General features: G+C 53.0%; 2 protein-coding genes and 1 pseudogene. 2 read left to right on the plus strand and 1 reads right to left on the minus strand.

Annotated features, from left to right (window positions below; translation table 11 throughout):
- Positions 1 to 630 (plus strand): recombinase family protein (locus AC2FLO_RS05970; RefSeq protein ID WP_496755262.1); only part of this gene is annotated, 630 nt, incomplete at its 5' end.
- 741 nt (positions 631 to 1,371) lie between these two features.
- On the opposite strand, the pseudogene AC2FLO_RS05975 reads toward AC2FLO_RS05970, so the two are convergent.
- A pseudogene (locus AC2FLO_RS05975) lies at positions 1,372 to 2,160 on the minus strand (IS3 family transposase); the annotation flags it as partial.
- 163 nt (positions 2,161 to 2,323) lie between these two features.
- On the opposite strand from AC2FLO_RS05975, the gene AC2FLO_RS05980 reads away from it, so the two are divergent.
- Positions 2,324 to 2,569: a hypothetical protein gene (locus AC2FLO_RS05980; protein ID WP_170621163.1), complete on the plus strand. Its 246-nt coding sequence runs from the start codon at positions 2,324 to 2,326 to the stop codon at positions 2,567 to 2,569.
- The last annotated feature ends 114 nt before the right edge of the window (positions 2,570 to 2,683 follow it).

Raw genomic sequence — 2,683 nt, forward strand, 5'->3', positions numbered from 1 at the left:
TTGGCGGTTACGATGAGCCAGAAACCCTCTCTTATCAAATCGACCAAAACTGTCCCATTGGTGCTGACGTCAGACACCCCAGCCGATCAAGTGATAGCCGAGTTCACCGAAATCCAATCCGGCAAACGGGACGACCGGGCAGAGCTATGGAACGCCATCAACCTTGTGAAGAAGACCCGGTCAAAGCTGCTGATCCCGAAGCTGGACAGATTTTCTCGGAAGGTGTCGTTCATCTCAGGGATCATCGACCAAGGGATTGAACTTGTCGTCTGCGAACACCCGAACGTCTCAACGTTCTTCCTGCACCTGCTGGCCTGCTTTGCGGAGGAGGAGCGCCGACAGATATCAGAACGCACCAGAGCCGCACTCAGGGCCGCAAAGAACCGGGGAACCGTTCTTGGCCGGAATGCCCATGCGTTAGCGACACAGAGGCAGTCAGAGAAGCGAAAATTCTTCGAAACGATCCGCCCCGATTTTGAACGGGCAATTGCTGAGGCCGGATCGTATTCGGGGGCAGCACGGCTACTGAACGACCGAGGTGTGACGACGTGCAAGGGTGGCCGCTGGTATCCACAGACCGTTAAGAATTACGCCGTGTTCTTGGATAGCCGTGAACTGCGGAACTCTTGACGACCTCACAGTCAAATGACCGCTCTGCGGACAAAGCAGACGGTTTGAGTGAAAGTACGCTCCAATTGTCCAGATCGCGACAAGTCTTTGCTAAGTTTGGAAGTGTGAGGAGTGGTGTCCCAAATGGTCTAAAAACACCAAACATTCCCGCAAAGGTTAACAATGCGTGTTGTTGTATCGTGAATGTGCACTCATCTTGCCATCTGGGCCGTACAATCTCTGAAAAACACGATATCCTTATGCGATCAGGGCCACGAGTGCTAATTTTTAACCGTTGTTTTTGTGCGAGTTGAATATGGTAAACCTGAGTAAATGGAAGCTATTCCAAACAGAAAGTAATCTCTCCCAATATGTCTCAGTTGGAAAAAGCTCTCAAACACCTGTACGAGCTTTCTTTGAAATAGCTGGACCAGTTTTCGTTCTTTTAGTTTTGATTGCCTACGCCCTTTATAGTGCTTCTGCAGCAAACTATGCATCAGCCCTTATCTGAAGCCAGTTAGCTTCGTCTGAAATGCGAGGGCTCTGGGCGTTTGAAGAGGTTCCAGCGTCAACGGCTGCTTTGACTAGGGCAGCGGCAGCCTTGGTTTCTTCGTCAGGCGGTGCGGCAACAAGCCTTTCAACTCCTATAGTAGGCACCTCGTTGGAGCGGCTGCTGACGGTTAATTTATCTGGCCGCCACTGGAAGCACTGAATTGGGCGAGGGATATTCTTTAGCTTGTGACCTGCTCCCCTTTGAGTCCGCTAATTTAGGTTAGCTCTGTTCAGGTTTTGGTCTTCCTTTGACCGGTTAGCATATTCGTGTGGCGTCAGACCAGCGAGGCTGGAGTGAGGCCGGTGGTGATTGTAGTCGGCGCGCCATGCCGCAATCATGCGGCAGGCATGGCGCAGAGACGGAAACAGGTGTTCGTTCAAGCATTCCTCCCGCATCCGGCCGTTGAAGCTTTCGACCAGGCCGTTCTGCATTGGTTTGCCTGGCGCGATGTAGTGCCACTCAACTTTGCGGTCTGCCTGCCATTTCAGCATCGCGTTGCTGGTCAGTTCCGTCCCGTTGTCCGAGACCACCAAACAGGGGTAACCGCGCAACTCGGCGATCCGATCCAGTTCGCGGGCGACACGCGCACCGCCAATGGATGTGTCCACGACGGCGGCCAGGCATTCCCGGCTGAAGTCGTCGATGACATTCAGCACACGGAACCTGCGGCCATCTTCCAGCGCATCCGACATGAAGTCGAGCGACCATCTCTGGTTTGGCCCCTGCGGGATCGTCATTGGCGTCCTGGTGCCCACTGCACGCTTGCGTCCGCCCCGTTTACGAACGGTTAATCCTTCTTCGCGGTAGAGCCGGTATAGCTTCTTCCAGTTCACCTCCCAGCCTTCGCGCTTCAACAGGATATGCAGACGGCGATATCCGAACCGTCGCCGCTCGGACGCCAACTCCTTCATCCTGGCCCGCAACTCCGTGTCGACGGGGCGCTTGGATCTTCGCCGATATACACGCGGATCGATCCCAGCCAAGGAACAGGCCCGTTTATTGAATCTATTCTTTTTATGATCTGAGTGCCCGGAAATCTGCATCTCGGTTGCGTTCGTTGTTGATATTTGGAAACAGTTTGTTTCATTCATATTTTTTTCAAATTTGATCCAGTCAAGTGCGGCCAGCGTAAACCCTGTATCGAAACACAAGGGGGCTAAAATGAAAAAGCTTGTCGTACTTTCCACCACCGCGCTAATCGCGCTCGCTGCACCTGTCATGGCTAACGGTAATTCCGGCGCCGCGAAAAATATGGCGGACACTCTTTCCGGTACGCCGGGAATTGGAGCAGCCGCGCCGACGGTCAGCGGTAAAAACGCTATCGATGGTAACAAGAGTGATAGCGGTTGGGGCAATGCTGGCAGTCGTGTAGTCGCTGGACAGCAAGTCTCTCGCGGAAAAAAATAGTCAATACAACCTTCTGTTCGGGACCAATATGAACATAGTGTCTGACGTCAGCACCAATGGGACAGTTTTGGTCGATTTGATAAGAGAGGGTTTCTGGCTCATCGTAACCGCCAA

The organism is Ruegeria sp. TASC047 (genome assembly GCF_059612445.1).

What these genes read in the sequence shown, in the direction of transcription:
- AC2FLO_RS05980 (WP_170621163.1), top strand. Translation starts at nt 2,324, where the DNA reads ATGAAAAAGCTTGTCGTACTTTCCACCACCGCGCTAATCGCGCTCGCT.